The following is a 26,162-nucleotide window of genomic DNA, read 5'->3' on the forward strand; positions in this document are numbered from 1 at the left end:
AATCGGCGAAATTTCCTTTGGATGTCCCCATGGCCGGCAGTCAAATCGAACGGGTTTTCAGCGTGCTGGAAAGCCTCACCAGTGATCCGCGCGGGCTGCCGATGCAGACCCTGGCCGAGCAACTGGATATTCCGAAAAGCGCGACACATCGCTTGCTCGCCGAGCTGATCCGCTTGGGCTACGTGCGGCAGAACGCGGAAACCTTGCGTTATCACTTGTCGACCAAGCTGGTGGCGATGGGTTTTCAATATCTGTCGAGCAGCGGTGCCGACATCGTCCAGCCGGTACTCGACCGACTGGCGCAGGAAACCGGTGAGCTGGTACGTCTGGGCGTGATCGAAGGCGAGCGCCAGACCTGGATTGCCAAAGCACAGGGCGCGCGTACCGGTCTGCGGTATGACCCGGACATGGGCCGCGATGCGCCGCTGTTCTACACCGCATCCGGGCATGCGTGGCTGGCGTGCATGAGCGATGCCGAGGCGTTGTCGATGGTCGAGCGACAGGCGGCGGAGGTGCCGGTGGGCGTGGGGCCAAACGCGCCGCGCTCGAATATCGAATTACTGGAACGGCTGCGCCTGGCTCGCGAACAGGGATACGCCTGTGTCGAGGAGAGTTCGGCGGTCGGCACTTCGGCAATTGCGGGGGTGGTGAAGCATCCAACGGATGGTCGCGTGATCGGTGTGCTCAGTATTGCCGGGCCAAGTGCGCGGATGCCGGGCGCACGTCTGCATGAACTGGCGCCGCTGTTGCTGACATTCACCGAAGAATTATCAGCAGCCAGCCTGGCCTCGGAACTGTTTATCTAATCCGAATTCACCCAGGTCCCCTGTGGGAGCGAGCCTGCTCGCGAAGCGGTGTGTCAGTCACTTTTGATTTTAATGACCAACCGCCTTCGCGAGCAGGCTCGCTCCCACATTTGCTTTCGGTTGCCAAAGAAAGTTGTGCGGTGTTCGCACGGTTTATGGTTGAGCGGGTTTTTGATTCTGGAACTCGGTTCTAAATTGTTGCTGGAGTGATATTCCGATAACAATCACAAAAGGACCGCACCTTGAATCCGCCCCTTCGAATCGCCTTGATCGGCGCCGGCAACATGGGCCAGCAACATTATCGGCATCTGCAGACCCTCAGCGAAGCGACACTATGTGCGGTGGCTGATCCCGGGCCGCAAGCCGCAGCTTTGGCGGCTGAGTGGGGTGTAAGGCATTTCGCCGATCACCGTCAGATGCTCGAGCACATCAGGCCAGACGCGGTGATCGTCGCCAATCCGAACAATCAACACGTCAGCACGGCGCTCGATTGCCTGGCGGCGGGCATACCGGTGTTGCTGGAAAAACCGGTCGGTGTGCATCTGGACGAAGCGCGCGAGCTGGTCGCGGCGGTCAAAAACAGCGGCGTTCCGGTACTGGTCGGCCACCACCGACGCCACAATCCACTGATTGTTCGCGCTCATGAGTTGGTGCAGAGCGGGGCACTCGGGCGTCTGACCACCGTCACCGCGTTGTTCCAGTTGCGCAAGCCGGACAGTTATTTCGAGATCCCGTGGCGTCGTGAACCGGGGGCCGGGATGTTGCTGACCAATCTGATTCACGACCTCGATTTGCTCCGGCATCTGTGCGGCGAGGTGCGCTCGGTACAAGCGATTACCGACAACGCCGTGCGCGGTTTCGCCAACGAAGACAACGCGGCGGTGCTGCTGCAATTCGAGGGCGGCACATTGGGCACGTTGAGCGGATCCGATGCGGTCGCCGCGCCCTGGAGTTGGGAGCTGGATTCCGGCGAGAACCCGGTGTATCCGCGCCAGGCCGATCAGCCGTGCTACTTGTTGGCCGGGACTGCCGGCGCCTTAAGCATTCCGCAGCTCAAGCGTTGGCATTACGCCGCTGATCAGGTCGACGCCGGTTGGCATGAGCCCTTGTTGATGGTCGAAGAGCCCTACAGCGGTGACGACGCTTTACGCCTGCAGCTACAGCATTTTGTACGTGTGGCGCGGCGTGAAGTCGAGCCGCTGGTAAGTGCGGCCGACGCTGCGCGCACTTTGGCGCTGATCGAGGCCATACGCGAGGCCGCCGCTACCGGCCGTGCTTGCGCCCCTGCACTGATCGAGGTTTGAACATGAGCGAACGAATTCTGTCATTGGCCAGCCTCACCGTGCTGGAGTTGTCACCGCCACAAATGGTCGAGGTCGCTGCGCGCGCCGGTTACAGCCATGTCGGCCTGCGCCTGGAGCCGGCGACGCCTGAGGAATATCACTTCCCGTTGGTGGCCGAAGGTGATTTGCGGCGTCAGACGTTGCAGCGCCTGCGCGATACCGGCATTCGCGTGCTCGACGTGGAAATCCTGCGATTGAAACCGCAAACCGTCGTCACCGATTTCGAGAAACTTCTTACGGTCGGTGCGGAATTTGGCGCTACTGAATTGCTGGTCGCCGGTAACGATCCTGACGAGCAACGCCTCACCGATAACTTCGCCGCCCTTTGCGATCTGGCTGCGCCTTACGGGTTGCACCCGCATCTGGAGTTCATGCCCTGGACCGATGCGCGCAACCTGGAGCAAGCGTTGCGCATTGTCGGGAACGCGGATCGGGCAAACGCTGCGGTGCTGGTCGATGCGTTCCACTTTGATCGTTCGGCGTCACGCATGGCGGACCTGGCTGATGTTCCCGCATCGCGTCTGCGCTATGCGCAATTATGTGATGTCGCGGGGCCAAGACCGTCAGACATGGCCGAGATCTTGCGTCAGGCGCGCAACGAGCGGCGGTTTCCCGGCGAGGGTGATAGCGATCTGCTCGGGTTGCTGAAAGCACTGCCGACTAATATTCCACTGAGTCTGGAAATTCCCACGGTGAAACTGCTGGAGCAGGGCGTGAGCGGATTGCAGCGGGCGCGGATGGCGATCGAAAAAACGCGGGAATTGTTGGCGCGGCTGTAAGTCAGTTTTTTGTGGCGAGGGCGCAACCGCCCTCGCCACCGTATTGTTTTTCAATCAGAGATAACCAATGACCGTCAGCACCCCGCTCTCCGGTGTCAACCAACCCTTCAAGGGAATCTTGCTGATTGTCGTGGCAACTTTCCTGTTCTCCAGTCACGACGCGTTGTCGAAATACCTTTCGGGTTTCTATCCGATCGTGATGGTGGTCTGGGCGCGCTATCTGGTGCACACGCTGCTGATGGCGGGGATTTTTCTGCCGCAGTCCGGGCTGCGCGTCCTGCGCACCAAGAAGCCTTTATGGCAGTTGACCCGAGCACTTTGCCTGCTCGGCACCAGTCTGTTTTTCACCACAGCCCTGCTGTATATCCCGCTGGCGGAAGCCACGGCGGTGAACTTTCTTGCGCCGGTTTTGGTGACGGCGTTGTCGGTACCGTTGCTCAAAGAACGGGTGACACGCGGTCAATGGATCGCGGTGATCTGCGGCTTTATCGGCGTCTTGATCATCGTCCACCCGGGCGGTGAACTGTTCACCCCGGCGGTGTTGCTGCCGTTCTGCTCGGCGCTGTTTTTCTGCTTCTATCAACTGCTGACCCGCAAGCTCGCCGAGGTCGACAGCCCGACCACCAGCAACTTTTTCGCCGGGCTGTGCAATACGCTGGTGATGAGTGCACTGGTGCCGTTCTTCTGGCAGGTGCCGACGTTGACGCATGCCGGGCTGATGCTGGCGCTGGGCAGTTGCGGGATGACCGCGCATTTGTTTCTGACCCAGGCATTCCGTCATGCCGCTCCGGCGCTGCTGGCGCCGTTCGGTTATTGCCAGATCGTGTTTGCCGGGTTGTTGGGCTGGTTGCTGTTCAATCACACGCCGAGTCTGTTGACGGTGATCGGCATCGCAGTGATCTGTTGCAGCGGACTGGCGGCAGCGTGGCAGCAAAGCCGCCGCTGAGCTGACAACACAAGAAACTGTGGGAGCGAGCTTGCTCGCGAAAGCGGTGTGTCAGTCACATTTGTTTCGACTGTCAGTCCGCATTCGCGAGCAAGCTCGCTCCCACAAGGGGCCAGTCTAGTGGCCAGGTTATTCGGTAACGGTCGGAATCTTGCGCGGGGCCATGAAGTACATCCACGTCAGCGCAATGAAGTACATCGCCGGAATCAGGGTGAACAACACGGTGTAGTTGTTGTTGGTGACGGTGAGGATGTGGCCGACGATCTGGGTCATGAACATCCCGCCAATCGCCGCGCACATGCCGCCGAAACCGAACACCGTACTCATCATGTGTTTGGGCGTGTAGTCCATCACCAGGCTCCAGATGTTCGCGGTCCAGGCCTGATGCGCACCGATGGCCAGAGAGATCGCGGCCACTGCAACCCACAGATTGGCAGAGCCAGCGGCCATGATCACGCCGATGATGCAGCAGGCAAACAGGAACATCGACAACAGCCGCGCCTTGATCGAGTTCATCCCGCGACCGATCAGGAACGAAGACAAGATGCCGCCACCGACGCTGCCGAAGTCAGCCGTGACGTAGATGATGATCAGCGGAATGCCCATCTGGGTGACGTTGATGCCCAGGTTGTATTGCTGATTGAGGAACGGCGGCAGCCAGTACAGGTAGAACCAGAACACCGGCGCGGTCAGCGAGTAGGCGAGGGCGAAGGCCCAGGTGCCGCGCATACGGAGGATTTTCGAGAACGGCACGCGGGCCTGTTCCGGTTCGACTTCTTGCTGGATGTAGTCCAGTTCGGACTGTTTAACGCTTGGGTGATCTTCCGGGTTGAAATACTTCAAGCCCCAGAACAACAACCAGATCCCGCCGAGTGCCGACATGCACAGGAACGCCGCTTGCCAGCCCCATACGTGGAGAACCAGCGGCAGCAGCATTGGCGTGAACATCGCGCCAACGTTGGTGCCGGCGTTGAAGATGCCGGTGGCCACTGCACGTTCGCCGGCCGGGAACCACAGACGTGTGGTTTTCACGCAGGCCGGGTAGTTCGCCGCTTCAGTCAGACCGAGGATAAACCGGCAGACCATAAAGCCAACGGCCGACGTCGCGAGACCGTGAGCACCGGTGGCCAGGCTCCAGAGCAGCACGGCGCAGAAGAACACGCGTTTGACGCCGACCCGGTCGATCAAGCGACCCTGCAGGACGAAACCGATCGCGTAGCCGACCTGAAACCAGAAGTTGATGTTGGCGTAATCCATCGCCGTCCAGCTCATTTCCTTGGCGAGGATCGGCTGCATGACGCCAAGGGCGGCGCGGTCAATGTAGTTCAGGGTAGTGGCGAAAAACACCAGCGCCAGCATGCCCCAACGGGTCTTGCCGACAGCCATGGCGCCGCGGATCTTGTCGCCGATGCCACCCGTGGCAGTGCTTATGGCCGGGGCCATGCGGGAAGTCTGTGAAGGAATCATGTGTTCCACCCGTTTTTGGATTTGTTATTTGGTGTGCTTTTTTCTGTGCACGCTGCGACCGGCGGTTCAGAGCCGGACTCAATGTGCAGCCGATGTTGGGCAGTGGACGAAAAATCGTCAATTCGCCAAACCGCCATTGTGTTCGATAATCGCACGCAAAACTAACCGGGTAGTACACTTTAAATTGCTGTGCGCAGTGATGCAGCCAATAATTTCCCACACTACAAAAACCATCCCAGCCAAAAGCGGCGCAGTCCGGGAGTTGAATAATGCAGCGTTCCATTGCCACCGTTTCCTTGAGCGGCACCCTGCCGGAAAAACTCGAAGCCATTGCCGCCGCCGGGTTCGACGGGGTGGAGATTTTCGAAAACGACCTCCTGTACTACGACGGCAGTCCGCGGGAAATTAAACAGATGTGCGCCGACCTCGGCATCGCCATCACGCTGTTCCAGCCGTTCCGCGATTTCGAAGGCTGCCGCCGCGATCGCCTGGCGCGCAATCTTGAGCGCGCCGAACGCAAGTTCGACCTGATGCAGGAACTCGGCACCGATCTGGTACTGGTATGCAGCAACGCTTCGGCCGACAGCGTCGGTGATCAACAGATTCTGGTCGATGACTTGCGCCTGCTGGCCGAACGCGCCGGCGCACGCGGCTTGCGCATTGGCTACGAAGCGCTGGCGTGGGGTCGTCATGTGAATACTTATCAACAGGTCTGGGACATCGTGCGTCAGGCCGATCACCCGAGCCTCGGCGTATTGCTCGACAGCTTTCATACCTTGTCGCTGAAGGGCGATCCGCGTGCTATCGCCGATATTCCCGGCGACAAGATCTTCTTCGTGCAAATGGCCGACGCACCGATTCTGCAAATGGATGTGCTGGAGTGGAGCCGGCATTTCCGCTGCTTCCCGGGGCAGGGCGAATTCGATCTGCCAGGGTTCCTCGCGCCGATTATTCAAAGCGGTTACACCGGGCCGCTGTCGCTGGAAATTTTCAACGATGGCTTCCGCGCCGCGCCACCACGAGCCAATGCTGCCGACGGTTTGCGTTCGCTGCTGTATCTGGAAGAGAAAACCCGCCAGCGTCTTGAGCAGGAAGCCCAACCTGTGGCCAATCGCGAAATTCTTTTCGAAACGCCGAAGGCCAGCGAATACAACGGCATCGAGTTTCTTGAGTTTGCCGTTGATGAAAGCCTCGGCGCCAAGCTGTCGAACTGGCTGGAGCGCTTGGGGTTCGTCAAGGCCGGGCAGCACCGCTCCAAGAGCGTGAGCCTGTTGCGTCAGGGCGATATCAACCTGATTCTCAACTCCGAGCCGTATTCGTTTGCTCACAGCTTTTTCGAGGCTCATGGCCCGTCACTGTGCGCCACCGCCGTGCGGGTCAAGGACAGCGCCAGTGCCTTGGCGCGCGCCGTCGCTTACAAAGGTCAGCCCTATCGCGGACTGGTCGGCCCTAACGAATTGGAACTGGCGGCAGTGCGTGCTCCGGATGGCAGCTTGATCTATCTGGTGGATGAACAAGCCGATGTCTACGGCACTGATTTCAATCTGCTGGCAGACGCGCCGGCCCGTGGCGGTCTCAAGCGAATCGATCACATGGCCATGGCGCTGCCGGCCGACAGCCTCGACAGTTGGGTGTTGTTCTATAAGAGCCTGCTGGATTTCGAGGCGGACGACGAAGTGGTGCTGCCCGATCCGTATGGTCTGGTGAAGAGCCGTGCCTTGCGTAGCCGCGACAGCTCGATCCGCTTGCCGCTGAATATTTCCGAGAACCGCAACACTGCGATCTCCCACGCGCTGTCGAGCTATCGTGGTTCGGGTGTACATCACATCGCCTTCGATTGTGACGACATCTTCGCCGAAGTCAGTCGCGCCAAAGAGGCGGGTGTGCCGCTGCTGGATATTCCGCTCAACTATTACGACGACCTTGCCGCGCGCTTCGATTTCGACGATGAATTCCTCAGCGAACTGGCGTATTACAACGTCTTGTACGACCGTGATGCCCAGGGCGGTGAGCTGTTCCACGTCTACACCGAACCGTTCGAAGGGCGTTTCTTCTTCGAGATCATTCAGCGCAAGAACGGCTATGCCGGCTACGGCGCGGCGAACGTCGCGGTGCGTCTGGCGGCGATGGCCAAGTCACGCAGTGGCGCCGTGCGCCAAGCGAAGTTGTAGGAAATTCGTAAACGCGGGATTAAACACAGGTCCCGCAGCTTCCTTCACTGTGCTGCGCGGCCCATAATCGCCGCCTGTGCAGTGATGGCCGTGAGCCCGCAATGACGATGAATACAGAACTTTCCGCAGCTACTGCCGTATCCGCCGTAGAGCCGCGCAAGAGTCGCAAGAACAACCCGGAAAAGACCCGCGAGAACATCCTGCAGGAGGCGATCGTCGAGTTCGTCCAGCAAGGTTTGTCGGGCGCTCGCGTCGATGCGATCGCCGAACGCATACACACCTCCAAACGCATGATCTATTACTACTTCGGCAGTAAGGAGCAGCTGTACGTCGAGGTGCTGGAGAAGCTTTACGGTGATATTCGCAGCACCGAAAACCGTCTGCATCTGGCCGAGCTGGCGCCGGTGGAGGCGATTCGGCGTCTGGTCGAATTCACCTTCGATCACCACGACCGCAACGTCGATTTCGTGCGCATCGTCAGCATCGAAAACATCCACAACGCCGAGTTCGTGAAGCGTTCCGATGCGATCAAGGCGATGAACAACACTATCCTCGATTCACTCGGCGAGATTCTGCGGCGTGGTGCTGAAGAGGGCGTGTTCCGTGCGGGGCTGGATGCGCTGGATGTGCATTTGCTGATCAGTTCGTTCTGCTTCTATCGCGTATCGAACCGGCACACATTTGGCGAGATCTTCCAGATCGATCTGCCGGATGAAAGCATCAAGCAGCGGCATCGCGAGATGATTTGCGAATCCGTTTTGCGCTACCTGCAAGCCTGACGCTGCTTTTGTAGGAGTGAGCCTGCTCGCGATAGCGGTGTGTCAGTCAGTAAATATGTCGACTGAAGGTACGCCTTCGCGAGCAGGCTCGCTCCCACAGGTTTTTAGCCATTCATGCTTTGAAAATGCGCGAGCATCCGCTGCGCATCCGGCGCCACGCCGCTGAACAACTCAAACGCCTTCACTGCCTGAAACACCGCCATGTTGCCGCCATCCAGGGTCCGGCAACCCAGCGCGCGGGCGTTGCGCAGCAGTTCGGTTTCCAGCGGGAAATACACAATCTCCGCCACCCACAAATCCTTACGCAGGAGTTCGACCGGCACCGGCATGCCCGGCAGTTTGGCCATGCCCATCGGCGTGGTGTTGACCAGACCGTCGGCCTGATTCAGCGTGCTCGGCAGATCTCGCCCGGCCACGGCACGACCAAATCCGAAGTGCTGGTTGAGATTGTTCGCCAGACTCTCGGCGCGCTCACTGTCGACATCAAAAATGCTCAGTTTCTGTACGCCTTCGCTCAACAACGCGTGGGCCACTGCCGCGCCTGCGCCACCGGCGCCCATCTGGACCACACGCTCACGGGCAGCGTCCTTCAGACCGCGGCGAAAACCCTCAGCGAAACCGAGGCAATCGGTGTTGTGGCCGACACGCTTGCCGTCTTTCAGCACCACCGTGTTCACCGCGCCGATGCCTTTGGCTTCCGGTGACAATTCATCGAGCAGCGGAATGATCGCCTGCTTGCACGGAAAGGTAATGTTCAGCCCGGTGTAGTTCATCCGCTCGGCCGCCAGCAGCAAGTCTGGCAGGGCGGTGCTGTCCATTTTCAGCTGATCGAGATCGATCAATCGATACAGATAGCGCATGCCCTGCGCATCACCTTCGTGCTCATGCAGCGCCGGCGTGCGCGAGGCCTGAATACCAGCGCCGATCAGCCCGGCGAGTATTACGTTAGAGCGAGCCATGACATTCACCCCTTCAACCGCTGACTGAAATGTTCCAGTGCCAGGCGATAGCCATGACTGCCAAAACCGGCCATGACCGCTGTGGCAATCGCCGAAACAAACGAGTGATGACGAAACGGCTCGCGGGCATGAACGTTCGACAGGTGCACTTCGATCACCGGCAATTCACTGGCCACCAGCGCATCGCGAATCGCCACCGAAGTGTGCGTCCACGCTGCCGGGTTGATCACGATCCCGGCGCAACGGCCACGTGCCGAGTGAATCCAGTCGAGCAGTTCGCCTTCGTGGTTGGTCTGGCGAAACTCCACGGCCAAGCCAAATTCTTCAGCCGCACGACCGCACAACGCAGAAATATCCGCCAGGGTTTCGTGACCGTAAGTCGCCGGCTCGCGGGTGCCGAGCAGGTTCAGGTTCGGGCCGTTGAGCACCAGAACGATAGGGGGCATGAGGGGTAACTCCACTTATTGTTTTTGGCTTTGGCCAGAGGTTTCGGCCTGTGGAGATAAAATGTACTAGATGGTTACCATGGTCAATTGAACAAAAATGGTCTGGCCGATTTATGTTCGGTGATCGCACAAACAAATGAGCGCGCACAAAAAAGCCGTCAATCACGACGGCTTTCTCGTATCAGCTTCCCGCAATCAACGCCGGGTCAACAACACACCCGATTCCATGTGATGCGTCCACGGGAACTGGTCAAACAACGCGCACTGGGTAATACGGTGCGTGTCGTGCAACTGGGCGATGTTCGCCGCCAGGGTTTCCGGGTTGCAGGAGATGTACAGGATGTTGTCGAAACGACGGGTCAGTTCGCAGGTGTCCGGGTCCATGCCGGCGCGTGGCGGGTCGACGAAGACGCTGCCGAACTCGTAGCTCTTCAGGTCGATGCCTTGCAGGCGACGGAACGGGCGCACTTCGTTGAGCGCTTCGGTCAGTTCTTCGGCGGACAAACGCACCAGGGTGACGTTATCCACAGCGTTTTCGCTGAGGTTGCTCAACGCGGCGTTGACCGAGGTCTTGCTGATTTCGGTGGCCAGCACTTTGCGCACGCGGGTGGCGAGCGGCAGGGTGAAGTTGCCGTTGCCGCAATACAGCTCCAGCAGATCGTCAGTGCGATCGCCCAGCGCTTCGTACGCCCAGTTGAGCATCTTCTGGTTCACCGTGCCGTTCGGCTGGGTGAACGCGCCTTCCGGCTGGCGATAGCTGAACGTGCGACCGCCGACGTCGAGTTTCTCGACCACGTAATCGAGCCCGAGCACTTCGCGTTTGCCTTTCGAGCGACCGATGATGCTGACGCCGAGATCCGCCGCCAGTTTGGTCGCCGCCGCGTGCCAGTGCTCGTCCAGCGGGCGGTGATAGCACAGGGTGATCATCGCATCGCCGGACAGTGTGGTCAGGAACTCGACCTGAAACAGCTTGTGGCTCAGCGCCGAACTGGCCTGCCATGCCGCTTTCAACTGCGGCATCAACTGATTGATGCGCAGGCTGGCGATCGGGAACTCTTCGATCAGGATCGGCGTGCGTTTGTCGTCTTGAGCGAACATCGCGTAATGCCGATCGCCGCCCTCGCGCCACAGGCGAAACTCGGCGCGCAGACGGAAGTTCTGCAGCGGCGAATCGAACACGCTCGGCTCGGGGGCATCGAACGGCGCCAGCAGATCACGCAAACGCGTGACCTTGGCTTCAAGTTGCTCGGCGTAAGCCTGGGAATCGAAAGTCATGCGTTGAACCAACCCAACTTGATCACAAACAGAATCGACAGAATCACCAGCGCCGGGTTCAGTTCACGGGCACGACCCGACAGCAGCTTGATCACGGTCCAGGAGATGAAACCGAAGGCGATGCCGTTGGCGATCGAGTAAGTGAATGGCATGGCCAGCGCGGTCACCACGACCGGTGCGGCGACGGTGATGTCGTCCCAGTCTATTTCCGCCAGACCCGAAGTCATCAACACGGCGACGAACAGCAGTGCCGGCGCGGTGGCGAACGCCGGAACGCTGGCTGCCAATGGCGAGAAGAACAGCGCCAGCAGAAACAGAATCGCGACGACAATGGCGGTCAGGCCAGTACGGCCGCCGGCACTGACGCCGGCTGCGGATTCGATGTAACTGGTGGTGGTCGAAGTACCCAGCAACGAACCGGCCATGGCCGCGGTGCTGTCGGCGATCAGTGCACGACCCATTTTCGGCATGTGGCCGTCCTTGCCCATCAGGCCGGCGCGCTTGGCGACGCCGATCAGGGTGCCGGAGTTGTCGAACAGGTCGACGAACAGGAAGGCGAAGATCACGCTGACCAGACCGATATCCAGTGCGCCTTTGATGTCCAGTTGCAGGAAGGTCGGGGCCAGCGAAGGTGGCATCGATGTCACGCCGTTGAACGGAGTGAAGCCCATCACGATGGAAACGATGGTCACCGCCAGAATGCCGATCAGTACCGCACCGCGCACTTTCAGCGCTTCGAGGGCTACGATCAGGGCGAAACCTAGGGTAGCGAGAATCGGTGCAGGTTGTTTCAGGTCACCGAGGCCGACCATGGTCGCCGGGTTGCTGACGACGATGCCCGCGTTGTGCAGGGCGATCAGTGCCAGGAACAGGCCTATACCGGCAGCAATCGCCGAGCGCAGTGGCAACGGGATGCTGTTGATGATCCATTCACGGATGCGGAAGATCGACAGCAGGAAGAACAGCACCGCCGAAATGAACACCGCACCCAGCGCCACTTGCCAGGTGTGGCCCATGTGCAGGACCACGGTGTAGGTGAAGAAGGCGTTCAGACCCATGCCCGGGGCGAGGGCGATCGGGTAGTTGGCGATCAGGCCCATGACGGTCGAACCGATGGCAGCCGCCAGACAGGTGGCGACAAACACCGCACCTTTGTCCATGCCGGTCTCGCCGAGAATGCTCGGGTTGACGAACAGAATGTAGGCCATGGCCAAGAAAGTCGTGATGCCCGCCAGAATCTCGGTGCGCACGTTGGTGTTGTGTGCCTTGAGTTGAAACAGCCTTTCCAGCATGTCTGCTCCCCGTGGCGCGCGTAGCGCCGTGAATGTATCGACCTCAACAGCAAAGCACAGACCGTCGCAAGCGCCTGAAAAATTGTGGTGGGCCGGAAAAAGCCGCGCATCATACCAGCAGCGTGAGGAATATGGCGGTTGTTGGTGTCGATCGTCGGCGAAGTTTTGCGTTGAAGCCAACTGCGCCATACTGCGCGCTGAATTTTTCGGGGTGGGGAACGCATGAGCAAGCGCTGGATGAACGCTTTCGGGTTAATCGCAACGCTGACAGCCGGGATGTCGCCAGCCTGGGCGGCATCGGCACCGCCGTTGACGCAAGTGAAAGTCATCAAGGTGCAATCGCCTGCCTGCGGGCTTGAAGACATCGGCGACGGGCAGACGCAGACCCAATGCAATCACAGCGGACCGAATATCAAGGTCTACGTGCTCGAAGTCGGCTACGGCAAGAGCCAGCCTCAGGTCGCACTGGACGGTTTTGAAGTGAACGGCACCCGTGCCCCGGTGTGTGCCTTTGATAACGGTAACCTGACCGAATGTACTCCCGGTAATAAAACCGTCGGTTCTCTTTATACCTTCGATCTGGCGGGCAAACAGGAAGGCACCTTCACCTTCAGCAACACCTCGATCAACGCGCCACGCAACACAATGTCGACCCAGCTTTACATCAAGTAACGGCTGTTGCAGCGCGATCCGGTTGAAGCTGACTACGCTTCACGTATCACCCAGCGGATAGCGCCCATGACCTTTAGAGCCCTGATTACCCTCGCCGAGGGCATCGATGATCTGCAAAGTGTGACCCTGATCGACGTGTTGCGCAGGGCCGGCGTCGAAGTGGTGGCGGCCAGCATCGAAGGCCGGCGCATGCTCACCTGCGCTCGCGGCACGCGCCTGACCGCCGACGGCATGCTGGTCGATGTGCTGGCGCAAACCTTCGACCTGATCGTCCTGCCCGGCGGCGCCGTCGGCGCACAACACCTGGCGGCGCATCAACCGCTGCAACAACTGCTCAAGGATCAATCCAGCGCCGGACGCCTGTTCGCCGCCATCGCCGAAGCCCCGGCCATCGCCCTGCAAAGCTTCGGGGTGCTGCGCCAGCGGCGCATGACCTGCCTGCCCAGCGCCAGCCATCAACTCTCGGGCTGTACGTTTGTTGATCAACCGGTGGTGGTCGACGGCAATTGCATCACCGCGCAAGGCTCCAGCGCTGCGCTGGAATTTGCCTTGACGCTGGTCGAACAACTGGGCGGCAAGGCCTTGCGGGCGAAAGTGGCGGGGGATTTGTAATCGCGGAGGTGTCAGGCGTGGACAGCGATCAGTTCGATAACCGGTTGCTCCCGATGCTCCGCTTGCCACAGATCGTAGTCGGTTTGTACGCCTAGCCACACACGCGCCTTGCCAATGCCGGCACGCTCAAGACGCACAGCCAGATCCGGGCTGATGGGCGCATGTCCGTGTAATACACGTGAAAGATGCGGGCGTGCGAAGCCCAAGTGTCGGGCCAATTCGGTCACGCTGATGCCAAGCTCGGGCAAAACATCCATCAGCAGTGTTTCGCCGGGGTGTGGCGGGTTGTGCATGGGCATGAGCCTGCCTCCTGTCAGTGGTAGTCCAGATAATCGACCAGTTCGATATCCGAACCGACAAAACGAAAGATCACTCGCCAGTTGCCTGAAACGCTCAGCGACCAGTACTCCGTCAGTTCACCTTTCAATCGATGCAGGCGCCAACCCGGAAGGTCCAGATCTGCGGGAAGCGTAGCGCGATCCATGAACTGCAGCATGCGCGACAGCCGTTTTGCGTGGTCGGCACGAATCCCGCGAGTCGAACCTGTTTCATAGAAGCCTCGAAGGCCTTTGTGCTGAAAGGATTTGATCATGGGCTCGAGTGTAAGGCGATACATTACACTCGGTGCGGTAACTATGTACCGCACATTTTCAGTTTTCTTGTGCTTTGGAGGTTGTCAGACCTTCACTTCCTCCACCGGCACATGCATCCGATCCCGGTTAGCCAGCGTCGGAAATAACTTGATCCATGTCCCCGTCACCACCAGCGTGCCGATCCCGCCCATCACCACTGCCGGCACGGTGCCGAACCAGTGGGCGGTGACGCCGGATTCGAATTCGCCCAACTGGTTTGAGGCGCCGATAAACAGCCCGTTCACCGCGCTGACACGGCCGCGCATTTCGTCCGGGGTTTCCAGTTGTACGAAAGACGCGCGGATGACCATGCTGATCATGTCCGCCGCGCCAAGTACCACCAGCACTGCCAGCGAGAACCAGAACGAGGTCGACAGGCCAAAGGCGATGGTCGCGACGCCGAATATGCCCACCGCTGTGAACATCACCCGGCCGACATTGCGCTCGACGGCAAACCGCGCGAGGAACAGCGACATCCCCAGTGCGCCGACCGCCGGTGCCGAGCGCAGCAGGCCGAGGCCCCACGGCCCGGTCAGCAGAATGTCCTTGGCGAACACCGGCAGCAACGCCGTGGCGCCGCCGAGCAACACCGCAAACAGATCCAGCGAGATCGCCCCGAGAATGTCCGGGCGGCTGCGAATGAAACGAATCCCCGCCAGCAATGAATCCAGCGTGGCTTTGCCTTTGTTCAACGGTGTCTGCCGCGCGGGCAAGTTGAGCATCAAGGTGCAGGCAATAACGTAAAGCAGCACGGTTGGGCCATAGACCCAGACGCTACCGAATGCGTAGAGCAAACCGCCCAGCGCTGGAGCGACGATGGTCGCCGACTGCTGCGCCGACTGTGCCGCCGCCACTGCCCGAGGGAACAGCGCGCTGGGCACGATGCTCGGCAGCAACGCCTGAGTAGTCGGCATCTCGAACGAGCGCGCCGCGCCGAGCAGGAAGGCGAGGATGAAGATCATCTCGCGGGTGACATGATCGGTGGCGCTGCCGATGGCCAGCGCCAGCGCGATCAACGCCTGCAACGACTGACAGATCGCCGCAACTTTGCGCCGGTCATAGCGGTCGGCGACATGCCCGGTGTGCAGCATGAACAGTACGCGCGGAGCAAATTCGACCAGCCCGACCAGGCCCAGATCGAGGACGTTGCCGGTCAGTTGATAGAGGTTCCAGCCGATCGCCACGGTGAGCATCTGGAAACCGCTGGCGGTGAAGATCCGCGCGAACCAGAAAGCGAGAAACGGACGATGGTGACGTAACAGCAGGGGCGCTTGGCTGGGCATCTGAAGGCAGGTCTGGCTCGGGGGGGAACCGCGAGATTATCACCAGTCTGTAACAGGAAGTTGCCATGACAAAAAATTTAGTTAGGAGGACATCGATTTTTTGCGGTGCAGATTGATTCTGCTGTTCGGGGATTTGCGTCGGCCTGGAGATCTGTACTGTTTTTCTCGCTGCCGATGCTCCGGGGATGTGTTGCAGGGCTTTACCGAGGTTGTGAGGCAACTTGTCACGCGGCAAACGACCACGCAGTTCATCGGCAAAAATGGGACTACTCTTTCAACGTTGCTTGATCCAGATCAAGACCCAAAAGGAATTGATCCGGTGGCCAGTTGGCCAGACTCCCTGCGTTGCGATGGTTGTTTAAAAAGAACGAATCAGAATTCGCCGCACTCCATATCCGTGGGGGCAGTGGGTGCAGGCCTCCGGGTCCGCAGCCGGTACTACCTGACAGAGGAAGCCATATGTTCGGTTTAGAGGCACTAGATCTCGCCCGAATTCAATTCGCGTTCACCATCTCGTTCCACATCCTGTTCCCGGCCATCACCATCGGTCTGGCGAGTTACCTTGCGGTGCTTGAAGGCCTGTGGCTGAAAACCCACAACGACACTTACCGTGACCTCTACCATTTCTGGTCGAAGATCTTTGCCGTCAACTTCGGCATGGGTGTGGTCTCGGGGCTGGTCATGGCGTACCAGTTCGGCACTAACTGGAGTCGATTCTCGGACTTCGCCGGCGCCGTCACCGGGCCGTTGCTGACCTATGAGGTGCTCACGGCGTTCTTCCTCGAAGCCGGTTTCCTCGGCGTGATGCTGTTCGGCTGGAACAAGGTCGGGCGTGGGCTGCACTTCTTCGCCACCGTCATGGTGGCGATCGGCACGCTGATTTCGACCTTCTGGATTCTCGCCTCCAACAGCTGGATGCAAACGCCACAGGGCTTCGAAATCGTCAACGGTCAGGTGATTCCGACCGACTGGCTGGCGATCATCTTCAACCCCTCGTTCCCCTATCGCCTGATGCACATGGCGACGGCAGCGTTTGTCGCCACGGCGTTCTTCGTCGGCTCATCGGCGGCCTGGCACTTGCTGCGCGGCAAGGACAATCCGGCGATCCGCACCATGTTGTCGATGGCAATGTGGATGGCACTGATCGTCGCGCCGATCCAGGCAGTCATCGGCGACTTCCATGGCCTGAATACGCTCGAACATCAGCCGGCGAAAATCGCCGCGATCGAGGGGCACTGGGAAAACAAGGGCGACGAAGCGACGCCGCTGATTCTGTTCGGCTGGCCGGACATGAAAGAAGAGAAGACCAAATTCGCCGTGGAGATTCCGTACCTCGGCAGCCTGATCCTGACCCACTCGCTGGACAAACAGGTGCCGGCGCTCAAGGAATTTCCGCCGGAAGACCGGCCGAATTCGACCATCGTGTTCTGGTCGTTCCGGGTCATGGTCGGCCTCGGTTTCCTGATGATCTTCACCGGTCTGTGGAGCCTGTGGCTGCGCAAACGCAACACGCTCTACACCTCGCGGCCGTTCCTGTATCTGGCGTTGTGGATGGGGCCATCCGGCCTGATCGCGATTCTCGCCGGTTGGTTTACCACTGAAATTGGCCGTCAGCCGTGGGTGGTCTACGGCTTGATGCGCACGGCGGATGCGTCTTCCAACCACAGTTTCATGCAGATGAGCATCACGCTGATCATGTTTGTAGTGGTGTATTTCGCGCTGTTTGGTGCGGGGCTCGGCTACATGATGCGTCTGGTGCGCAAAGGGCCGAAGATCAGCGAGGGCGCGGAAACGCCGGACGGTGGTCCGGGCAAACAGCGTACACCGGCGCGTCCGTTGTCCGCCGCCGACGATTCGGCCGATGCCGATCACGACGACACCCCCAGCCTGACCAAGGAGATTTGAGCCATGGGTATTGATCTTCCGCTGATCTGGGCCGTGATCATCATCTTCGGCATCATGATGTACGTGGTCATGGACGGCTTCGATCTGGGCATCGGGATTCTCTTCCCGTTCATCCCCGGCAAAGTAGACCGTGACGTGATGATGAACACCGTCGCCCCGGTCTGGGACGGCAACGAAACCTGGCTGGTTTTGGGTGGTGCGGCGCTGTTCGGCGCGTTCCCGCTGGCGTATTCGGTGGTGTTGTCGGCGCTGTATCTGCCGCTGATTTTTATGTTGATCGGTCTGATCTTCCGTGGCGTGGCGTTCGAGTTCCGCTTCAAGGCCAAGGACGACAAACGTCATCTATGGGACAAGGCCTTCATCGGTGGTTCGGTCGCGGCAACGTTCTTCCAGGGCGTGGCGCTGGGTGCATTCATCGACGGTTTGCCGGTGGTCAATCGGCAGTTCGCCGGCGGATCACTCGACTGGCTGACGCCGTTCACGCTGTTCTGCGGCGCCGCACTGGTGGTGGCGTACGCCTTGCTTGGCTGCACCTGGTTGATCATGAAGACCGAAGGCAAGCTGCAAGAGCAGATGCACAATCTGGCCCGGCCTCTGGCCTTCGTGCTGCTTGCGGTGATCGGTGTCGTCAGCCTGTGGACGCCGCTGGCTCACCCGGAAATCGCCTCGCGCTGGTTCAGCATGCCTAACCTGTTCTGGTTCATGCCGGTGCCGATTCTGGTGTTGGTGACGATGTACGGGCTGATCCGCGCCGTGGCACGCAATGCCAACTACATGCCGTTCCTGCTGACGCTGGTGCTGATCTTTCTTGGCTACAGCGGTCTGGGCATCAGCCTGTGGCCGAACATCGTGCCGCCGTCGATCTCGATCTGGGACGCTGCCGCACCGCCGCAAAGTCAGGGCTTCATGCTGGTGGGCACGCTGTTCATCATCCCGTTCATCCTGGGTTACACCTTCTGGAGCTACTACGTGTTCCGCGGCAAGGTCACCCACGAAGACGGCTATCACTAAGCAAAACCCTGTGGGAGCGAGCCTGCTCGCGATGGCGTCGGCGATGGCGCCATCAATCTTGAAGAGGTTTGAAGAAAATGACTGGAAAACATTCCCTGCACGACATTGAAGAAGCAGAAAAAAAACCGCTGTGGCAGCGGCTCGGCTGGTTGGCCCTGATCTGGGTCGGCAGTGTTGGCGTGCTGTTTATCGCCGCCAGCCTGATGCGCATGTTCATGAATGCCGCAGGCCTGACGACACACTGAATCATCCCGTCCCGGCGCCTTCGGGTACGGCTTTGCAACCCTCCTCACGGAGGGTTTTTTTTACCTCGCGATTACTTGCGGGCCTTGAGAATCACGAATTTCGGCGTGGCAGCCACTTGCTCGACACCGCGGAACAACCGCGCCAGTTTGCTGTGGTAACCCAAATGGCGGTTGCCGACGATGTACAGCGCGCCGCCCACTACCAATGCTTCACGCGCCTGCTGGAACATGCGCCAGGCGAGGAAGTCTCCAACTACCTGCTGCTGATGGAATGGCGGATTGCACAGCACCACATCCAATGATTGCGGCTCCTGCCCGGCCAGGCCATCGCCAGCCCGCGCTATCACTTCACGATCACCCAGCGCTGCGTGCCAGTTCTCGGTAGCCGATTGCACTGCCATAAACGATTCGTCGACCAGCGTGTAATGCGCATCGGGATTTTGCAGCGCACTCGCGATGGCCAGAACCCCGTTGCCACAGCCCAGATCGGCGACTCGGGCGCTGCCAAGATTTTTCGGCAGATGCGGCAGGAAGGCGCGCGTGCCAATGTCCAGCCCTTCGCGGCAGAACACGTTGGCGTGGTTGAGCAACTCGATCGAAGGTTCGTCGAGGCGATACCGCGAAGGGTAGGGCGAGACTGCGGGTGCTTTCGCTTCAGGTGTGGCAATCAACAGCCGCGCTTTCTTCACTGCCAGAGAGGCTTGCACCGGACCGATGTAGCGTTCCAGCAGATCACCGGCGGCGCGTGGCAGGTGTTTGACCATGGCAGCGGCGATCACTTCGGCATCGGGCGCGAGCTGCCCTTGCAAGCGGATCAACTGTTCTTCCAGCAACGCGAGGGTTTTCGGTACGCGAATCAGCACCCGGTCGAACGGTCCGACCAATGGCTCGCTGGCAGGGATCCCGCGAACGGCGTCGAACGCCTGGCCATTGCGCAGCAGGTTTTTTTCCAGACCCTGAAACCCCAGGAAGGAGTCGCCGCTGCTGCTGACCTTGACCTTGCCGAACAGGCTGGCAGCCAGCGCACCGAAGCTGTCGTTGAGCACCAGTACCCGTGTTTCAACCGTCGGTTGCTGTGCCGCCAGATGGTTGAGCAGGTATTCGTCGGCCGCGTCGAAGGCTTGCAACGGTTCATTCTGCTGTTCGGGCTGGCGGATCAGGTCGAGTTGGGCGAAGGGTGTTTCAAGCAAAGGCATCGGGCGGGAACTCAGGGGTAATCAACGGGGTGTTCCGCAGCCTGACAGTGTGCGGCGGAACCGACTGAGTGTAATGCAACGCAGAATGTTCGCGTCATCACTCAAGAGGGTCACAAATGGTACGTTTTTTTCGTCGTTATTACCTGAATGTTTTTAAACGAGGCAAGGCTGATCGACTAGATGAGTCGCATTTTGGCGGCTTTTATGACTGCGGAAATCTTGTTGCAGACGTTGAGCTTCTCGATCACGTTTTGCACGTGGTAGTTCACCGTGCGCTCGCTCAGGCTAAGGATCTTCGAGATCTCATAGGCCGTTTTGCCGCCGGCGGATAACTGCAGAACCTCCAGCTCCCTTGGTGAGAGGTGCGGATGGCTGGGCTTGAGAGAATGAGCAGGCAGTGACCGGGCAAACATTTCACTCAAGTGGCTGGCGGCATAAAACATGTAACCGAAATGCTCATACAGCTCCAGAGGACTGATCGAACAATGTCGTCGCGCCAGGCTTACGATACTGCACAAACCACTCTGCTCGTGATGGAACGACTGCGACCAGCCATTTTGCAGTCCATATTGCTGTAATCCCTGCCATATCGGCTGGGTCTCGGCAAATACCGATTCGCACCAGACAATGGGCGTCATTGAATGATTGCAGTGTGCTATCAGTGGATCGATTTTACTGTAATGGTTTTCTTCATATTGTGAGTTCCATTCTTTAGGGTAGTTATTGATTTGCAAGGTGTTAAGAGGCAGGTCCCGATGGAGTGAAACAACCGAAATTGCACAAAAGTTGAATCCGAGGTTTTCGGCGAATCGCAGCAGAATCGGATAAGCAGCATCTACTCCCTTGGCAAACGTCAGTTGTTTCAATTGTGATTCCTTCCATGTTTCCATTGCTGAACACTCCAACGACGTTGCGGGGGGGCGCGGAATGGATCCAAAAGATCCGGCACGCAGCGAAGTGTAGGACGTTTCCTAAGTCTGGCTTTAAATTATTTCGGTATTGAACATTGAAGATCTATTCATAAAGAGTTTTTAGCATTGATAAACTTTACATTTAACCCTTCATATAAAGTTGTCGCTCTAATTCTGACTTTCCGACAGCAAGGTTTTGACAGTGTCAGGCGCCTGTTGAATACCATTATCAGTCGTCGGTGTTTCGCGGGCTCGATTTGCGCGACACTGGCAGTCACCGATCAATGGAGTGCCCCATGACTGCCAGTGCCGAGAAATACACCCCTCAAACCTTGCTCGATGTGCAAACCTTGACGCCGAGTCTGTTTACCTTGCGCACCACCCGTGACGCGGGGTTTCGTTTCCGCGCCGGGCAGTTCGCCCGGCTCGGGGTGACCAAGGCCGATGGCAGTATCGTGTGGCGCGCTTATTCGATGGTGTCGTCGCCGTTTGACGAGTTTCTCGAGTTCTTTTCCATCGTGGTGCCGGGCGGTGAGTTCACCAGTGAGCTGAGCCGGTTACAGGTTGGCGACACTTTACTGGTGGAGCGCCAGGCATTCGGGTATCTGACCCTTGATCGCTTCGTCGACGGGCGTGATCTCTGGCTGTTGTCCACGGGCACGGGTGTGGCGCCATTCCTGTCAATCTTGCAGGACTTCGAAGTCTGGGAAAAATTCGAGCGCATCATTCTGGTGTACAGCGTGCGCGAAGCGCGGGAGTTGGCCTATCAGGATCTGATTGCCGGGCTTGAGCAGCGTGAATACCTCCGTGAGCATGGCCACAAATTGCAGTTCATCGCGACGGTAACGCGCGAAGCTCATCCGGGTGCACTGCACGGGCGCATTACCACGCTGATCGACAGCGGTGAACTGGAGCGTGCGGCAGGCGTTGAGCTATCGGCGGAGCACTCGCGGGTGATGCTGTGCGGCAATCCGCAGATGATCGATTACACTCGCGCGTTACTGAAAAAACGCCATATGAGCCTCAGCCTGACCCGTCGGCCCGGCCAGGTGGCGGTGGAAAACTACTGGTAAACAAACGGCGCCTCGCGGGCGCCGTTTGTTTATCGTGCAAAAGGTTCAGGGCCGAGTGTTCTGGGCCTTGAGCAAGTCGCGGATCTCGCCCAGCAACTCTTCTTCCTTGGTCGGTACCGGCGGCAGGGTAGGGGCCACGGCTTCTTCGCGCTTGAGGCGGTTGATGGCTTTTACGCCCATGAAAATCGCGAAAGCGACGATCACGAAGTCCAGAATGGTCTGGAGGAATTTGCCGTAGGCCATCACCACCGCAGGCGCAGCGCCATCGGCGGCTTTGAGCGTGATGGCTAAATCACTGAAGTCCACCCCACCGATCAACAGGCCGATTGGCGGCATGATCACGTCGCCGACAAAAGACGAAACAATCTTGCCGAACGCGGCACCGATGATGATACCGACGGCCATGTCGACCACATTGCCTTTGACCGCGAAGGCCTTGAACTCACTTAGCACGCCCATAGTTATTTCCTTGTTACAGATGAGTTTGGTGTACGCAGTGTAAATCAGCAAAACGCGTCCTGCGCGAAACACCTTCTTACAATGCCCGTTTTTATCGACACATCAATTGGCGATTAGTTTGCAAAGTGCCATCAATCGCGCGCGAAATATACGGTAACTCGCTGATCAGGAAGCCAATTTTCTCAATCATGGCGTTACGTTCTTTCTATTTATGTTCAACGCTGCAGGCCTCTAGCCTTGGGTTGGCGCATCTGGATGCGCCCCAAAACAACCAGAGGATCCTGATATGAATTCCGCACTTGGACTGGGGGTTTTTCCCCGTCGCCGCACCCTCGGTGTACTCACCGCCAGCCTGTTGACCTTTTCGGTTAACGCCGCGCCCCTGACCCGCGATAACGGTGCCGCCGTCGGCGACAACCAGAACTCGCAGACCGCCGGTGCCAGCGGCCCGGTGCTACTGCAGGATGTACAACTGATTCAGAAGCTGCAGCGCTTTGATCGCGAGCGCATTCCCGAGCGCGTGGTTCACGCCCGCGGCACTGGCGCCCATGGCACGTTCACGGTCACCAACGATCTCAGCGACCTGAGCAAGGCAAAAGTGTTTGCTGCCGGCCAGAGCACACCGGTGTTTGTACGCTTCTCTGCGGTGGTGCACGGTAATCACTCGCCGGAAACCCTGCGCGATCCACGAGGTTTCGCCACCAAGTTCTACACGGCTGACGGCAACTGGGACCTGGTCGGTAACAATTTCCCGACCTTTTTCATCCGTGACGCGATCAAGTTTCCGGACATGGTGCATGCGTTCAAACCCGATCCACGGACTAACCTCGACGACGATTCGCGCCGATTCGACTTCTTCTCCCATGTACCGGAAGCCACCCGTACGTTGACCGAGTTGTATTCGAACTCGGGCACTCCTGCCAGTTATCGAGAAATGGACGGTAATGGCGTACATGCTTACAAGTTGATCAACGCCAAGGGCGAAGTTCACTACGTCAAGTTTCACTGGAAAAGCTTGCAGGGTCTTAATAATCTGACGCCGAAGCAAGTCGCCAAAGTTCAAGGTCAAGACTACAGTCATATGACCAATGATCTGGTGAGTAATATAAACAAGGGCAACTTCCCAAAATGGGACTTGTACATTCAAGTGCTGAAGCCACAAGATTTGTCCAAGTTTGATTTTGATCCATTGGATGCCACCAAGGTCTGGCCAGGTATTCCTGAACGAAAAGTTGGACAAATGGTGCTGAACCGTAATCCGGCGAATGTGTTTCAGGAAACCGAACAAGTGGCCATGGCACCCGCGAATATCGTTCCGGGTATCGAGCCTTCCGAAGATCGCTTGTTGCAAGGCCGAGTGTTTTCTTATGCCGATACACAGATGTATCGCCTCGGTGCCAATGCGCTGCAATTGCCAATCAATGCGGCAAAAGTTGCGGTGAACAATGGCAATCAGGATGGCGCGATGAACTTCGGCGCCAGCAACAGCGGCGTGAACTATCAGCCGAGCCGCCTGCAACCCCGAGAGGAGACGCAAGACGCCCGATACAGCCAGTCGGCGCTGTCGGGCAGCACCCAGCAGGCGAAGATCCAGCGTGAGCAGAACTTCAAGCAGGCCGGCGATCTGTATCGCTCGTTCAGCAAAAAGGAACGCCGGGACCTGATCGACAGCTTCGGTGGCTCACTGGCCAGCACCGATGACGAGAGCAAGCACATCATCCTGTCCTTCCTTTATAAGGCCGATGCGGAATATGGCACCGGCGTCACGGAAGTGGCCAAGGGTGACCTGAGCCGGGTCAAGGCACTGGCGGCCAAACTGGTCGACTGATACCGATGTAGCACACGGGGCCTGAGTCAGGCCCCGTTCTGTTCAAGGAGGCTGCTGATGCGAATCTGTCTTTTACTGTTGGCCGGTTGTCTGTCGTTCGCGGCATGGGCGGGACCGGTCGAGCAGAGTCCCGAGGCGATCAAGTCTCAACTGCGCGACTATTATTTCGACGCGGCCCGGCGCGGTGATGTGCCGATGCTCGACACGTTCATCGAGTCTGGTTATTCCCTCGACACCCGCGACAGCAAGGGTTACACCGCGCTGATTCTGGCGGCCTACCACGGTCAGGCGCCGGCAGTGGAACGTTTGCTCGCCGCCGGCGCCGATGCCTGTGCCCAGGACCTGCGCGGCAACACGGCGCTGATGGGCGCGATTTTCAAGGGGGAGTTGCAGATCGCCCGCCGCTTGATGGCCACCGATTGCAGCCCCGATCAACGTAACGGCGCCGGACAGACGGCAGCCATGTACGCCGGGCTGTTCAAGCGTCTGGAATTGCTCGATGCGCTGAAGGCCAAGGGTGCTGATCTGGAGGCCGAAGATCCGTTGGGCAATAGCGCCGCGCGTCTGGCCAGCGGCGAAATCCGCAGTGCTGCGCCGCGCTGATCGGCGGCCCGTGCGTTATCATCGCGGTTTTTGTCGGGGGTTCTGATGGCCAAGGCCAAGCGCATGTATGGCTGCACCGAGTGCGGCGCAACCTTTCCCAAGTGGGCCGGGCAGTGCGGCGAATGCGGCGCCTGGAATACCTTGACCGAAACCATGATCGAAAGCGGCGGCGCCACGGCGCCGACCGGGCGCACCGGTTGGGCCGGGCAGCAGGCGCAGATCAAGACGCTGGCCGAAGTCAGCATCGAAGAGATACCGCGCTTCTCCACCGCTTCCGGTGAACTGGATCGGGTACTTGGCGGTGGCCTGGTTGATGGCTCGGTGGTGTTGATCGGCGGCGATCCGGGCATTGGCAAATCGACGATCCTGTTGCAGACCCTGTGCAATCTCGCCAAAAGCATGCCGGCCCTCTACGTCACTGGCGAAGAATCCCAGCAGCAAGTCGCCATGCGCGCCCGCCGTCTCGGTTTGCCGCAGGATCAACTGCGGGTGATGACCGAAACCTGCATCGAAACCATCATTGCCACCGCCCGCCAGGAAAAGCCCAAGGTGATGGTGATCGACTCGATCCAGACGATCTTCACCGAGCAACTGCAATCAGCACCCGGTGGCGTATCGCAAGTACGTGAGAGTGCGGCGCTGCTGGTGCGATATGCCAAGCAGAGCGGCACGGCAATTTTTCTGGTCGGCCACGTGACCAAGGAAGGCGCGCTGGCCGGTCCGCGCGTTCTCGAGCACATGGTCGACACCGTGCTGTATTTCGAAGGCGAATCCGATGGGCGTCTGCGTTTGCTGCGCGCGGTGAAAAACCGTTTCGGCGCGGTCAACGAGCTTGGCGTGTTCGGCATGACTGACAAGGGTCTGAAAGAAGTCTCGAACCCCTCGGCGATTTTTCTCACCCGCGCGCAGGAAGAAGTTCCGGGCAGTGTGGTCATGGCGACGTGGGAAGGCACGCGGCCGATGCTGGTGGAAGTGCAGGCGCTGGTCGATGACAGTCATCTGGCCAACCCGCGACGGGTGACGCTGGGTCTGGATCAGAACCGTTTGGCGATGCTGCTCGCAGTTTTGCATCGACATGGCGGAATTCCGACGCACGATCAGGACGTGTTTCTCAACGTGGTTGGCGGGGTGAAGGTGCTGGAGACGGCATCGGATCTGGCGTTGATGGCGGCGGTGATGTCGAGTTTGCGCAATCGTCCGTTGCCGCATGACCTGCTGGTATTCGGTGAGGTGGGCTTGTCCGGTGAAGTCCGTCCGGTCCCGAGCGGCCAGGAACGTCTGAAGGAAGCCGCCAAGCATGGCTTCAAACGGGCGATCGTGCCCAAAGGCAATGCGCCAAAGGAATCCCCGCCGGGCTTGCAGATCATTGCCGTCACCCGCCTTGAACAGGCCCTCGACGCATTGTTTGAGTGAACTCCTAACCTGTGGGAGCGAGCTTGCTCGCGAAGAGGCCGTGTCAGTCGACATCA

26 protein-coding genes are annotated in these 26,162 nt (G+C 59.0%); 15 read left to right on the forward strand and 11 right to left on the reverse strand.

Annotated elements, in window-relative coordinates; translation table 11 throughout:
* The first annotated feature begins 29 nt into the window (after positions 1 to 29).
* The 4 genes from L8H52_RS10455 (at position 30) to L8H52_RS10470 (ending at position 3,874) form a co-directional block, all read left to right on the forward strand.
* Positions 30 to 806 (forward strand): IclR family transcriptional regulator, encoded by a 777-nt coding sequence (locus L8H52_RS10455; RefSeq protein ID WP_242206978.1) that lies wholly within the window; start codon positions 30 to 32, stop codon positions 804 to 806.
* A gap of 242 nt (positions 807 to 1,048) precedes the next feature.
* Entirely contained in the window at positions 1,049 to 2,110 is a 1,062-nt protein-coding gene (locus L8H52_RS10460) for a Gfo/Idh/MocA family oxidoreductase (RefSeq protein ID WP_242206979.1), read from the forward strand.
* Positions 2,111 to 2,112: 2 nt separating this feature from the next.
* On the forward strand, positions 2,113 to 2,928 hold the full coding sequence (locus L8H52_RS10465) for a sugar phosphate isomerase/epimerase (protein ID WP_242206980.1): 816 nt from the start codon (positions 2,113 to 2,115) through the stop codon (positions 2,926 to 2,928).
* A gap of 67 nt (positions 2,929 to 2,995) precedes the next feature.
* Positions 2,996 to 3,874, forward strand: coding sequence for a DMT family transporter (locus L8H52_RS10470; RefSeq protein ID WP_038361795.1), 879 nt, complete (start codon positions 2,996 to 2,998; stop codon positions 3,872 to 3,874).
* Between the two features lie 129 nt (positions 3,875 to 4,003).
* Here L8H52_RS10470 and L8H52_RS10475 read toward each other — a convergent pair whose 3' ends face one another.
* The gene (locus L8H52_RS10475; protein WP_242206981.1) at positions 4,004 to 5,317 is read right to left on the reverse strand and encodes an MFS transporter; all 1,314 of its coding nucleotides are present in this window, start codon (positions 5,315 to 5,317) and stop codon (positions 4,004 to 4,006) included.
* 293 nt (positions 5,318 to 5,610) lie between these two features.
* On the opposite strand from L8H52_RS10475, the gene quiC reads away from it, so the two are divergent.
* Both quiC and L8H52_RS10485 read left to right on the forward strand, forming a co-directional pair.
* Positions 5,611 to 7,512, forward strand: coding sequence for a 3-dehydroshikimate dehydratase QuiC (gene quiC, locus L8H52_RS10480; protein WP_242206982.1), 1,902 nt, complete (start codon positions 5,611 to 5,613; stop codon positions 7,510 to 7,512).
* Positions 7,513 to 7,613: 101 nt separating this feature from the next.
* The gene (locus tag L8H52_RS10485) at positions 7,614 to 8,291 is read left to right on the forward strand and encodes a TetR family transcriptional regulator (protein WP_242206983.1); all 678 of its coding nucleotides are present in this window, start codon (positions 7,614 to 7,616) and stop codon (positions 8,289 to 8,291) included.
* Positions 8,292 to 8,395: 104 nt separating this feature from the next.
* Here the strand turns inward: L8H52_RS10485 and L8H52_RS10490 are convergent, their stop codons facing one another.
* The 4 genes from L8H52_RS10490 to L8H52_RS10505 all read right to left on the reverse strand — a co-directional run bounded on the left by L8H52_RS10490 (position 8,396) and on the right by L8H52_RS10505 (position 12,263).
* On the reverse strand, positions 8,396 to 9,250 hold the full coding sequence (locus tag L8H52_RS10490; protein WP_242206984.1) for a shikimate dehydrogenase: 855 nt from the start codon (positions 9,248 to 9,250) through the stop codon (positions 8,396 to 8,398).
* Between the two features lie 5 nt (positions 9,251 to 9,255).
* Positions 9,256 to 9,696, reverse strand: a complete 441-nt coding sequence (gene aroQ / locus L8H52_RS10495) for a type II 3-dehydroquinate dehydratase (protein ID WP_242206985.1) — start codon at positions 9,694 to 9,696, stop codon at positions 9,256 to 9,258.
* Positions 9,697 to 9,891: 195 nt separating this feature from the next.
* Positions 9,892 to 10,971, reverse strand: a complete 1,080-nt coding sequence (trmA, locus tag L8H52_RS10500; protein WP_242206986.1) for a tRNA (uridine(54)-C5)-methyltransferase TrmA — start codon at positions 10,969 to 10,971, stop codon at positions 9,892 to 9,894.
* The gene (locus L8H52_RS10505; protein WP_064118763.1) at positions 10,968 to 12,263 is read right to left on the reverse strand and encodes an NCS2 family permease; all 1,296 of its coding nucleotides are present in this window, start codon (positions 12,261 to 12,263) and stop codon (positions 10,968 to 10,970) included. The genes trmA and L8H52_RS10505 overlap by 4 nt, the downstream gene beginning before the upstream one ends.
* Positions 12,264 to 12,485: 222 nt before the next feature.
* Between L8H52_RS10505 and L8H52_RS10510 the strand changes: the two genes are divergently transcribed.
* A complete protein-coding gene (locus tag L8H52_RS10510) occupies positions 12,486 to 12,935 on the forward strand; it encodes a DUF4879 domain-containing protein (protein WP_242206987.1) in 450 nt (149 codons plus the stop codon).
* 66 nt (positions 12,936 to 13,001) lie between these two features.
* Positions 13,002 to 13,547 (forward strand): DJ-1 family glyoxalase III, encoded by a 546-nt coding sequence (locus L8H52_RS10515; RefSeq protein WP_242206988.1) that lies wholly within the window; start codon positions 13,002 to 13,004, stop codon positions 13,545 to 13,547.
* 11 nt (positions 13,548 to 13,558) lie between these two features.
* Here the strand turns inward: L8H52_RS10515 and L8H52_RS10520 are convergent, their stop codons facing one another.
* The 3 genes from L8H52_RS10520 to L8H52_RS10530 all read right to left on the reverse strand — a co-directional run bounded on the left by L8H52_RS10520 (position 13,559) and on the right by L8H52_RS10530 (position 15,462).
* The gene (locus tag L8H52_RS10520) at positions 13,559 to 13,846 is read right to left on the reverse strand and encodes a HigA family addiction module antitoxin (RefSeq protein ID WP_095048728.1); all 288 of its coding nucleotides are present in this window, start codon (positions 13,844 to 13,846) and stop codon (positions 13,559 to 13,561) included.
* Between the two features lie 14 nt (positions 13,847 to 13,860).
* Positions 13,861 to 14,139, reverse strand: coding sequence for a type II toxin-antitoxin system RelE/ParE family toxin (locus L8H52_RS10525; protein WP_122607875.1), 279 nt, complete (start codon positions 14,137 to 14,139; stop codon positions 13,861 to 13,863).
* Between the two features lie 84 nt (positions 14,140 to 14,223).
* Positions 14,224 to 15,462 carry an MFS transporter gene (locus L8H52_RS10530; RefSeq protein WP_150775713.1) on the reverse strand — a complete coding sequence of 413 codons (1,239 nt, stop codon included), beginning with the start codon at positions 15,460 to 15,462 and terminating at the stop codon, positions 14,224 to 14,226.
* Positions 15,463 to 15,921: 459 nt separating this feature from the next.
* On the opposite strand from L8H52_RS10530, the gene L8H52_RS10535 reads away from it, so the two are divergent.
* The 3 genes from L8H52_RS10535 to L8H52_RS10545 all read left to right on the forward strand — a co-directional run bounded on the left by L8H52_RS10535 (position 15,922) and on the right by L8H52_RS10545 (position 18,623).
* Positions 15,922 to 17,367, forward strand: a complete 1,446-nt coding sequence (locus L8H52_RS10535) for a cytochrome ubiquinol oxidase subunit I (RefSeq protein ID WP_242206989.1) — start codon at positions 15,922 to 15,924, stop codon at positions 17,365 to 17,367.
* 3 nt (positions 17,368 to 17,370) lie between these two features.
* Positions 17,371 to 18,378, forward strand: a complete 1,008-nt coding sequence (gene cydB, locus L8H52_RS10540) for a cytochrome d ubiquinol oxidase subunit II (RefSeq protein WP_093434736.1) — start codon at positions 17,371 to 17,373, stop codon at positions 18,376 to 18,378.
* A 77-nt stretch (positions 18,379 to 18,455) separates the two neighbouring features.
* Positions 18,456 to 18,623, forward strand: coding sequence for a DUF2474 domain-containing protein (locus tag L8H52_RS10545; protein ID WP_016773090.1), 168 nt, complete (start codon positions 18,456 to 18,458; stop codon positions 18,621 to 18,623).
* A 71-nt stretch (positions 18,624 to 18,694) separates the two neighbouring features.
* Here the strand turns inward: L8H52_RS10545 and L8H52_RS10550 are convergent, their stop codons facing one another.
* Positions 18,695 to 19,819, reverse strand: coding sequence for a class I SAM-dependent methyltransferase (locus L8H52_RS10550; protein WP_242206990.1), 1,125 nt, complete (start codon positions 19,817 to 19,819; stop codon positions 18,695 to 18,697).
* A 176-nt stretch (positions 19,820 to 19,995) separates the two neighbouring features.
* Positions 19,996 to 20,709: an autoinducer binding domain-containing protein gene (locus tag L8H52_RS10555; RefSeq protein ID WP_242206991.1), complete on the reverse strand. Its 714-nt coding sequence runs from the start codon at positions 20,707 to 20,709 to the stop codon at positions 19,996 to 19,998.
* A gap of 317 nt (positions 20,710 to 21,026) precedes the next feature.
* Here L8H52_RS10555 and L8H52_RS10560 point away from each other — a divergent pair, with 317 nt between their 5' ends.
* The gene (locus tag L8H52_RS10560) at positions 21,027 to 21,803 is read left to right on the forward strand and encodes a ferredoxin--NADP reductase (protein ID WP_242206992.1); all 777 of its coding nucleotides are present in this window, start codon (positions 21,027 to 21,029) and stop codon (positions 21,801 to 21,803) included.
* A gap of 45 nt (positions 21,804 to 21,848) precedes the next feature.
* On the opposite strand, the gene mscL is transcribed toward L8H52_RS10560, so the two are convergent.
* A complete protein-coding gene (gene mscL, locus L8H52_RS10565) occupies positions 21,849 to 22,262 on the reverse strand; it encodes a large-conductance mechanosensitive channel protein MscL (RefSeq protein WP_038361758.1) in 414 nt (137 codons plus the stop codon).
* A gap of 286 nt (positions 22,263 to 22,548) precedes the next feature.
* On the opposite strand from mscL, the gene katB reads away from it, so the two are divergent.
* From katB to radA, 3 genes are read left to right on the forward strand one after another with little or no spacing between them, the layout of a single operon-like run.
* Positions 22,549 to 24,090, forward strand: coding sequence for a catalase KatB (katB, locus tag L8H52_RS10570; RefSeq protein WP_242206993.1), 1,542 nt, complete (start codon positions 22,549 to 22,551; stop codon positions 24,088 to 24,090).
* 57 nt (positions 24,091 to 24,147) lie between these two features.
* A complete protein-coding gene (locus L8H52_RS10575; protein WP_242206994.1) occupies positions 24,148 to 24,693 on the forward strand; it encodes an ankyrin repeat domain-containing protein in 546 nt (181 codons plus the stop codon).
* Between the two features lie 45 nt (positions 24,694 to 24,738).
* Positions 24,739 to 26,106, forward strand: coding sequence for a DNA repair protein RadA (radA, locus tag L8H52_RS10580; protein ID WP_007909773.1), 1,368 nt, complete (start codon positions 24,739 to 24,741; stop codon positions 26,104 to 26,106).
* The last annotated feature ends 56 nt before the right edge of the window (positions 26,107 to 26,162 follow it).

The organism is Pseudomonas sp. CROZ-RG-20F-R04-15, from assembly GCF_022662375.1.
Lineage (GTDB): Bacteria > Pseudomonadota > Gammaproteobacteria > Pseudomonadales > Pseudomonadaceae > Aquipseudomonas.

Coding starts and splice junctions, on each gene's coding strand:
- L8H52_RS10455 (WP_242206978.1), top strand. CDS start 30: ATGGCCGGCAGTCAAATCGAACGGGTTTTCAGCGTGCTGGAAAGCCTC.
- L8H52_RS10465 (WP_242206980.1), top strand. CDS start 2,113: ATGAGCGAACGAATTCTGTCATTGGCCAGCCTCACCGTGCTGGAGTTG.
- L8H52_RS10470 (WP_038361795.1), top strand. CDS start 2,996: ATGACCGTCAGCACCCCGCTCTCCGGTGTCAACCAACCCTTCAAGGGA.
- L8H52_RS10475 (WP_242206981.1), bottom strand. CDS start 5,317: ATGGCCCCGGCCATAAGCACTGCCACGGGTGGCATCGGCGACAAGATC.
- quiC (WP_242206982.1), top strand. CDS start 5,611: ATGCAGCGTTCCATTGCCACCGTTTCCTTGAGCGGCACCCTGCCGGAA.
- L8H52_RS10485 (WP_242206983.1), top strand. CDS start 7,614: ATGACGATGAATACAGAACTTTCCGCAGCTACTGCCGTATCCGCCGTA.
- L8H52_RS10490 (WP_242206984.1), bottom strand. CDS start 9,250: ATGGCTCGCTCTAACGTAATACTCGCCGGGCTGATCGGCGCTGGTATT.
- aroQ (WP_242206985.1), bottom strand. CDS start 9,696: ATGCCCCCTATCGTTCTGGTGCTCAACGGCCCGAACCTGAACCTGCTC.
- trmA (WP_242206986.1), bottom strand. CDS start 10,971: ATGACTTTCGATTCCCAGGCTTACGCCGAGCAACTTGAAGCCAAGGTC.
- L8H52_RS10505 (WP_064118763.1), bottom strand. CDS start 12,263: ATGCTGGAAAGGCTGTTTCAACTCAAGGCACACAACACCAACGTGCGC.
- L8H52_RS10510 (WP_242206987.1), top strand. CDS start 12,486: ATGAGCAAGCGCTGGATGAACGCTTTCGGGTTAATCGCAACGCTGACA.
- L8H52_RS10515 (WP_242206988.1), top strand. CDS start 13,002: ATGACCTTTAGAGCCCTGATTACCCTCGCCGAGGGCATCGATGATCTG.
- L8H52_RS10520 (WP_095048728.1), bottom strand. CDS start 13,846: ATGCCCATGCACAACCCGCCACACCCCGGCGAAACACTGCTGATGGAT.
- L8H52_RS10525 (WP_122607875.1), bottom strand. CDS start 14,139: ATGATCAAATCCTTTCAGCACAAAGGCCTTCGAGGCTTCTATGAAACA.
- L8H52_RS10530 (WP_150775713.1), bottom strand. CDS start 15,462: ATGCCCAGCCAAGCGCCCCTGCTGTTACGTCACCATCGTCCGTTTCTC.
- L8H52_RS10535 (WP_242206989.1), top strand. CDS start 15,922: ATGTTCGGTTTAGAGGCACTAGATCTCGCCCGAATTCAATTCGCGTTC.
- cydB (WP_093434736.1), top strand. CDS start 17,371: ATGGGTATTGATCTTCCGCTGATCTGGGCCGTGATCATCATCTTCGGC.
- L8H52_RS10545 (WP_016773090.1), top strand. CDS start 18,456: ATGACTGGAAAACATTCCCTGCACGACATTGAAGAAGCAGAAAAAAAA.
- L8H52_RS10550 (WP_242206990.1), bottom strand. CDS start 19,819: ATGCCTTTGCTTGAAACACCCTTCGCCCAACTCGACCTGATCCGCCAG.
- L8H52_RS10555 (WP_242206991.1), bottom strand. CDS start 20,709: ATGGAAACATGGAAGGAATCACAATTGAAACAACTGACGTTTGCCAAG.
- L8H52_RS10560 (WP_242206992.1), top strand. CDS start 21,027: ATGACTGCCAGTGCCGAGAAATACACCCCTCAAACCTTGCTCGATGTG.
- mscL (WP_038361758.1), bottom strand. CDS start 22,262: ATGGGCGTGCTAAGTGAGTTCAAGGCCTTCGCGGTCAAAGGCAATGTG.
- katB (WP_242206993.1), top strand. CDS start 22,549: ATGAATTCCGCACTTGGACTGGGGGTTTTTCCCCGTCGCCGCACCCTC.
- L8H52_RS10575 (WP_242206994.1), top strand. CDS start 24,148: ATGCGAATCTGTCTTTTACTGTTGGCCGGTTGTCTGTCGTTCGCGGCA.
- radA (WP_007909773.1), top strand. CDS start 24,739: ATGGCCAAGGCCAAGCGCATGTATGGCTGCACCGAGTGCGGCGCAACC.